The organism is Natronomonas sp. (assembly GCF_036625485.1).
Taxonomy (GTDB): domain Archaea; phylum Halobacteriota; class Halobacteria; order Halobacteriales; family Haloarculaceae; genus Natronomonas.
Genome location: NZ_JAZKTR010000125.1, coordinates 1 through 6,924 on the forward strand (window position 1 = coordinate 1; position 6,924 = coordinate 6,924).

The following is a 6,924-nucleotide window of genomic DNA, read 5'->3' on the forward strand; positions in this document are numbered from 1 at the left end:
ATGTCCGCGAGCGCGCTGAAGGCGTGCGAGCGGTTCACCGCGCGACCGGAGGGAGCGCGGGTCCAAGGGCCGACCGGTAGCGAGACGCGACCGAAGGGAGCGTCTCGGAAAGGCGAACGGCGGCCATCGGCCGCCGTGAGCCGAGGGAGGACCGCCGTGTCTTTTTCATCGAAGTTTTTGCCGGCGAGCCGGAGGCTCGCCGTGCAAAAAGTTCGCGTGCGAAAAGTGGTATGTTCTAGGCGTGCTTACTCACGTCGATGTCCCACATGCCGGCCGACCGCATCGCGCGGCCGGTGGCCTTGTGGAAGTCGACGATGTCCTCGAACTCGTCTTCCTCGACGTGTTCGAAGATGTCGTTGACGCTGACGACGCGCTCGTGGTTGATCCGGACGGGTTCGTCGCCGTGGTCCGCGACGAAGTCCTCCTTCTTCAGGGGGAAGTCCTCCTCTTCGTCGAGTTTCTTTGCGAGAACCGCCTGCCCGTACTTGCGTTTCCCCTCGGAGCCTTCCTCGCCGTCGGGGTCGTGGGGCCAGTCCATAGTGTATAGGTCGGCCACCCGTCCCAAAAGCGTTTCCGCTCCCGATTGCCGTGTGGACGGTTCGCAACGTTTGGACGCTTTTGTCAGAATCTTAAACCCCCGTCCTGACCCGGATGCGGATAGACCGCAGACCCCCATGCAATACTTAAAACTCAGCCTCTCGCCGACCGAGCGTGCCGTCCACCCGGTAGACCGCTTCACCGAGGGCCATAACGCGATTTCGCGCGAGGCGCTCTTGCACGTCGACTCCCGGGCGGACGGGACGACGGTCCTTTTATATCGAGTGACGGGCGACGGCGAACGGTTCGCCGATGCGCTCTCGGAGCGGACCGACGTTCACGACCACGAGACGGTCGATCTGGCGGGCAACGGCTACCACGTCTTCGTCCACGCCGACCGAACCTCCCGCGGGAACGTCCTGCTCGACGTCGCACACGAACACGCCCTCATCGTGGATACGCCGTTGAAGTTCACCGACGACGGACTCCGGGCGACACTGGTCGGCACCCACGAGAACCTCCGAAACGCGCTGGGTGCGATGCCCGATGTCATCGACTTCTCGGTGAACAACGCGGGAACGTACATCCCCGGAAGCGAGGACCTCCTGTCGCCGCTGACCGACCGCCAACTGGAGGTCTTCGAGACGGCGGTCGAGGAGGGGTACTACGACGTGCCGCGGCGGGCGACCCACAAGGACATCGCCGACAACCTCGACTGTGCGCCCTCGACGGTGGACGAACACCTCCGGAAAGCCGAATCGCGCGTGGTCACCGGACTGATCCAGTAGCGACGCGTCTGGGACGACGAAAAGCGGTTTTGTTTCCTTCGTCAGCGCCTACAGTTCGACGCCGCTGGGAATGAGGCTCTCGCCGCGGAGGAGGTCACCGTCGGCGTCGTAGACGAGCAGCGACGACATGTCGTAGGTGGCGAGATGGCCGTCGTCTGTCTCGAGGACGATCCGGTACCGGTCGTCGTTGTCCCGTTCGGCGCCGAACTCGCGGGCGGCTTCGATGAACTCGAAGACGGAGTCGGCGTCGGCGTTCAATTCGAGGACGTACTCGCCGGTCATCCGGTCGGCCAGCGCGACGACGCCTTCGGGGTCGTCGGCGTCGAGTGGGTCCTTGAGGCGGTAGGCGACGTCGACTTCTTCCTCCGAGAGGAGCGACCCGCCCTTGGTCAGCCGCGATTCGAGCTGTTCGGTCGGGCCTTCGTAGGTAATCGTGACGACGGGCCGCTGTGGCTCGTCCGTGGTAACACCGTCGACGGTCAGAGTGAAGTAATCACGCCGCATCCCTTGAGTATCGACGCCTAAGGTGTCCGCGGACATGAACGTAACGCCATAGGAGACGCCTGCGTAACGCTGTAGTGGACGGCTTCCGCCCGCGATGCGGTATCTTTTACCCGTAGCCAAGCGCGGCAAGCGGTATGTGGGTCCGTTCGGAATACGCCGGAGAACTCGCCGTCCTGTCAGCGTGGCTCTGTTCGCTCATGCCGTGGGTCGTCACGTACATCCCTACGGGCACCCAGATTCGAATCCACTTCCCCTACGTCTTCATCCAGTTCACGCCCACGCTGGCGAATTTCCGTGCGTTCTCGGCGTTCGTCCACGAGGGCGCCGACGGTGCCGCAACCGAGGCGACCGCGACGGCCTACCAGTTGTGGGTCGTTGGCGCCGCCCTGTTGTCGCTCGCGCTCGCGTTAAGCATCGTCTACTACGTCTACGAGGACCGGCTCGAAGCCGAATCACCGGTCGACCCGGTCCGTCTCATGGGCGTGTTGCTCGTCGGGGCGGGCCTGCCGCTTGCGGTCGCCTGTTACTACCTGTGGGTCGGACTCGCGGTGTTCACGATTCCGGTCGGCGTCTTCTTCATGTTCTTCCTCGGCGGCACGCTTCTCGTCGTCGAGCGGGCTTGACCGCTGTATCGGGCGGGTGTTTTATGCCGAGTGAAGGACTACGATGGAACGACACTCGCGGATCGTTGTCACGATCCGTAACTGGGGGTTCGTCAGGGAGATCAATCGATGGCACGCAATCAAAACGAGGGTGTACTCGATTCCGTCCGTGAACAGTTGGTACGGACCGCGGAGATGCTCCGCGGCTCACGCGTGCCCGACGAGTTGTACCGACCCGGCGAACACGGCCTCGTCGCCGACGATCAGACGTTCGAAGCTCGCGAAACCGACCGCTACTGGCTGAACCCGCCGTTTTCCTACGCGGTCATCACCTACGAGGAGTCCGACGACAAACACCTCTATCACGTCGTCGAGCCCCAACTCGATACCTTCGAGGCGGAACTCGTCGAGACGCTCTACGACGACGTCCGAACGCCGCTCCTGTACGAACCTCGCGAGGGAAGCCCCGAGGAAGTCCTCCGTCAGGAACTGAAGACCCGCCTCGAACAGTACGGCATCGAGGTCGACGTTTCGGGGTTCTATCGGCTCTTCTACTACCTCTACCGTCGGTTCCAGGGATTCGGCCGGCTCGACCCCCTGATGCACGACCCGTACATCGAGGACATCTCCTGTGACGGCTACGACATACCGCTGTATGCCTACCACGACGATTATCTGGACATCGAGACGAACCTCTCCTTCGCACAGGACGAACTCGACAGCTACATCGTCCGGATGGCCCAGCAGGCCGGCCGACATATCTCGGTCGGCAACCCGGTCGTCGAGACGACGCTGCAGGACGGCTCCCGCGCGGAACTGGCCCTCGGCGAGGAAGTGACGCCGCGGGGGTCGGCTTTCACCATCCGGAAGTACAGCGACGAACCGTTCACCCCCATCGACCTGCTGGAGTTCGGTACCTACTCGCTCCAGCAGATGGCCTACCTCTGGATGGCCATCGAGCACAACAAGAACATCATCTTCGCGGGCGGTACCGCCTCCGGGAAGACGACCTCGATGAACGCCATCTCGATGTTCATCCCGCCGCGGTCGAAGCTCATCACCATCGAGGACACCCGCGAGCTCGCCCTGTATCACGATAACTGGCTTTCATGTGTCACCCGCGAACGGCTCGACGAGGCCGCCAACGTCACGATGTACGACCTGCTGCGGTCGGCACTCCGACACCGGCCGGAGTACATCATCGTCGGCGAGGTCCGTGGCGAGGAAGCCATCACGCTGTTTCAGGCGATGAACACGGGCCACACCACGCTGTCGACGATGCACGCCGACTCGGTCCAGACGGTCATCAACCGACTCGAGAACGAGCCCATCAACGTGCCGCGGCCGATGGTCCAGTCGCTCGACGTCCTCTGTGTGCAGACGCTGGCCCGCTTTGGCGGCGAGCGGGTTCGCCGTGCCAAGGCGATCGCCGAGATCGAGGGCATCGACCAGCGGACCGGCGAACTCGACTACACCAGCGCCTACAATTGGCGGTCGGCCGACGACACCTATCGGGAGGGTAACCGGAACCTCATGGACGAGATCCGGGAAGAACGGGGCTGGAGCCAGTCCGAACTGCTCCGGGAGATGCAGCGGCGCCGGAAGTTCCTCAAGTACCTCTGGGACGAGAGCGTCGACCAGTACGAGCAGTTCACCGCGATGGTCAACAAATACTACGCCGACCCCGAGACGGTGATGGAGAAGATCGCGGACGTCGAACTCGAATCGACCGAAGCCGAACCGACGAGCACATAGATGCTCCGACTGATTCCGCTCCTCGTCGCTGTCGTTATCCTCTGTACGTTCGTCCTCGTCCCGTACAGTTCGCCGTTGGACGAGTTGCTCTCTCGAATCGCGTTCTCGCTGTTCGACGGTGGGAACCTCGCCATCGATAAGAAACGGGAACGGACGCTCCGAACCGCGGCTATCGGAACGCCGTACCGGGAGTACGCCACGAAGACATACCTCTTCACGCTGGGGTCGGCGTTCGCCGGTGCCGTCCTCGGCGTCTACGCCGGTGCGGCGGCCCTCGCTGCCGTTCGGACGCTGGGGGTCCCGGCCGTGCCCTCGCTCGGTCTTTTCACCAATCTCCCGGACCTATCGTGGGTCCCGTCGCTTCCTGGGATTCCCGAGCGGGTCGTCACCTTCGACGGCACCGTTTTCATCGTCTTTCTGGGATCGAGCGCCCTCCTTGGGATACTCGCTGGCGTGACGGCCTACACCATACGGTGGAAACTCCCCGAGGTCCGGTCGGATACCCGCCGCAGGCAGATCGATGCGGGGATGCCGCGAATGGTCGCGTTCATCTACGCGCTGACCCGCGGCGGGATGGCGTTTCCCGACGTGATGCGGGCGCTGGCGCGAAACGACGGCGTCTTCGGTGAGGGTGCGTCGGAGGTCGGCATCGCCGTTCGGAACATGGACCTGTTCAATGTCGACCTCGTGACGGCGGTCAAGGGTCTCTCCCAGCAGACGCCCTCGAACCAGTTCGAGCGGTTCTCCGAGAACCTCGGCAGCGTCCTGCAGAGCGGCCGGAACATCTCTACCTTCCTCAACGAGGAGTACGAACGCTACCGCGAGGAAGCCGAAGAACAGCAGGAGGAGATCCTCGAGTTGCTGGCGACGACCGCCGAGGTCTACGTGACGACCGTCGTCGCCGGGATGCTCTTTCTGGTCACCATCCTGCTGATCATCGGCCTGACTGCCGGCGATACGCTGTTGCTCATCCAGCTTATCGCCTACATCATCCTGCCGGCAGGGAACCTGCTTTTCCTCGCGTATCTGGCGGAGATCACACAGCCGCTTCGGGCCTCGCGGGACGGCAACCGCGTCCTCGCGGCCGAGGCGGAGACGGGGACGGCGCGGCAGAACATCGAGGCCGACGGCGGATACACGCGCGCGGAATCACCAGCGAACCACGATCGCTTACGCGCCTACGACCGCCTTCGAAACCTTCGAAACACGTTGACGTCGCCGATCCAGTCCGCGATCAACAAACCCGTTCTCGTCTTCTATGTGACCGTTCCCATCGCCGTGGCGATCACTGCCTATCGGCTCCCGACGGCCTTGGCCGACGGCTCCATCGACCCGCGGGCGCTCGACGATATCGTCGTACAGGCGGTGCTCTTCCTGATGGCGACGTTCGCGGTCGTCTACGAGACGAGCAAGCGCCGCCTCCGACGGCTCGAAGAGTCGGTGCCGGACCTCCTGGAACGGCTGGCTAGCCTCAACGAGGCGGGTATCGCCGTCGTCTCCTCGTTCGACCGCGTTCGCAACAGCGACATCGCCGCGCTGGACGAAGAGGTCGACCGCATCTGGCGAGACATCCAGTGGGGCGCAACGGTGGCACAGGCGCTGGAGCGCTTCGAAACGCGGGTCCAGACGCCCTCTATCACGCGCGTGGTCACACTCATCACGAACGCGATGCGGGCCTCCAACGAGATCGGGCCCGTGCTTCGTATCGCCGCCGAGCAGGCGCGTGCCGACCAGCGGCTTCGCCGCCAGCGCCGACAGGAGATGTTCACGTACCTCGTCGTCATCTACGTCTCGTTCGTGGTCTTTCTCATCGTCATCATGGCGCTGGATTACGTCCTCATCCCGAACCTCCCGGATACCGGCGCCATCGGCGGCTCCGGGGCCGGGGCTGGCAGTTTCCTCAGCGGCTTCGAGAGCGGCGACGAGGACGCCTATCGACTCGCCTTCTTCCATACGGCAATCATCCAGTCGGCGCTGTCCGGACTCGTGGGTGGGATGATGGGCGCCGGTTCGATCAAGGACGGCGTCAAACACTCGACGATAATGCTGACTATCACCTACATCATCCTGACGCTCCTGGGCTGACTGACTCTTCTAGTCGTCCCTGACCGTCGCGCTCTTGTGACCGCCCGGAATAGGTCGGGTATGGACGACCGGCAGGGCGTACGCGACACCTACGAACACATCGCCGAGCATTTCGCGACGACGCGGGAGTATCCGTGGCCCGAAGTCGAATCCTTCTGTGCCGACCGGACGGTCGAGACCGCGCTGGACCTCGGCTGTGGGAACGGCCGCCACGTCGAGTTGCTCGCCGGCCACGCCGACCACGTTCTCGGCCTCGATATCAGCCGCGAACTGCTGACCATCGCGGCCGACCGCGTCCCGGCCGCGGACCTCATCGAGGGCGATGCCTCCCGCCTGCCGCTGGCCGACGACTCGATCGACCTTGCTGTTTACGTCGCGACCCTTCATCACCTGCCGAGTCGAGCGCTTCGACGCGCGAGTCTGGACGAACTGGCACGCGTCCTCGATGGCTCGGCGCTGGTCAGCGCGTGGAGTACGGCCCACGACCGCTTTGAGGCGGACACCGACGCCGAAGACGGGTTCGATACGGAGATCGACTGGACGCTTCCCGGCGGGGAGACGGTCCCGCGGTTCTATCACATCTACGCGCCCGCGGAGTTCGATGCGGACCTCGAAGCGAGCGCACTGTCCGTCGAACGCTCGTGGATATCGAG

At 63.8% G+C, this 6,924-nt stretch carries 7 protein-coding genes; 5 read left to right on the plus strand and 2 right to left on the minus strand.

Annotated features, from left to right (window positions below):
- Positions 1-235: 235 nt before the first annotated feature.
- Positions 236-538 (minus strand): DUF5785 family protein, encoded by a 303-nt coding sequence (locus V5A53_RS11435; RefSeq protein WP_332313742.1) that lies wholly within the window; start codon positions 536-538, stop codon positions 236-238.
- Between the two features lie 136 nt (positions 539-674).
- Here V5A53_RS11435 and V5A53_RS11440 point away from each other — a divergent pair, with 136 nt between their 5' ends.
- On the plus strand, positions 675-1,325 hold the full coding sequence (locus V5A53_RS11440; RefSeq protein ID WP_332313743.1) for a helix-turn-helix domain-containing protein: 651 nt from the start codon (positions 675-677) through the stop codon (positions 1,323-1,325).
- A 48-nt stretch (positions 1,326-1,373) separates the two neighbouring features.
- On the opposite strand, the gene V5A53_RS11445 is transcribed toward V5A53_RS11440, so the two are convergent.
- Positions 1,374-1,829: a DUF5793 family protein gene (locus V5A53_RS11445; protein ID WP_442928629.1), complete on the minus strand. Its 456-nt coding sequence runs from the start codon at positions 1,827-1,829 to the stop codon at positions 1,374-1,376.
- Positions 1,830-1,963: 134 nt separating this feature from the next.
- Between V5A53_RS11445 and V5A53_RS11450 the strand changes: the two genes are divergently transcribed.
- The 4 genes from V5A53_RS11450 to V5A53_RS11465 all read left to right on the plus strand — a co-directional run.
- Positions 1,964-2,452 carry a DUF7549 family protein gene (locus V5A53_RS11450; RefSeq protein WP_332313745.1) on the plus strand — a complete coding sequence of 163 codons (489 nt, stop codon included), beginning with the start codon at positions 1,964-1,966 and terminating at the stop codon, positions 2,450-2,452.
- A 108-nt stretch (positions 2,453-2,560) separates the two neighbouring features.
- A complete protein-coding gene (locus V5A53_RS11455; RefSeq protein ID WP_332313746.1) occupies positions 2,561-4,186 on the plus strand; it encodes a type II/IV secretion system ATPase subunit in 1,626 nt (541 codons plus the stop codon).
- Complete coding sequence (locus V5A53_RS11460; protein WP_332313747.1) at positions 4,187-6,271, plus strand: type II secretion system F family protein; 2,085 nt, start codon at positions 4,187-4,189, stop codon at positions 6,269-6,271.
- A gap of 60 nt (positions 6,272-6,331) precedes the next feature.
- Positions 6,332-6,924: class I SAM-dependent methyltransferase (locus V5A53_RS11465; RefSeq protein ID WP_332313748.1), on the plus strand; the 593-nt coding region annotated here is incomplete at its 3' end.

Bases quoted from the DNA above. Each gene is read 5' to 3' on its own strand.
- V5A53_RS11440 (WP_332313743.1), top strand. From the start codon at position 675: ATGCAATACTTAAAACTCAGCCTCTCGCCGACCGAGCGTGCCGTCCAC.
- V5A53_RS11435 (WP_332313742.1), bottom strand. From the start codon at position 538: ATGGACTGGCCCCACGACCCCGACGGCGAGGAAGGCTCCGAGGGGAAA.
- V5A53_RS11450 (WP_332313745.1), top strand. From the start codon at position 1,964: ATGTGGGTCCGTTCGGAATACGCCGGAGAACTCGCCGTCCTGTCAGCG.
- V5A53_RS11445 (WP_442928629.1), bottom strand. From the start codon at position 1,829: ATGCGGCGTGATTACTTCACTCTGACCGTCGACGGTGTTACCACGGAC.
- V5A53_RS11455 (WP_332313746.1), top strand. From the start codon at position 2,561: ATGGCACGCAATCAAAACGAGGGTGTACTCGATTCCGTCCGTGAACAG.
- V5A53_RS11460 (WP_332313747.1), top strand. From the start codon at position 4,187: ATGCTCCGACTGATTCCGCTCCTCGTCGCTGTCGTTATCCTCTGTACG.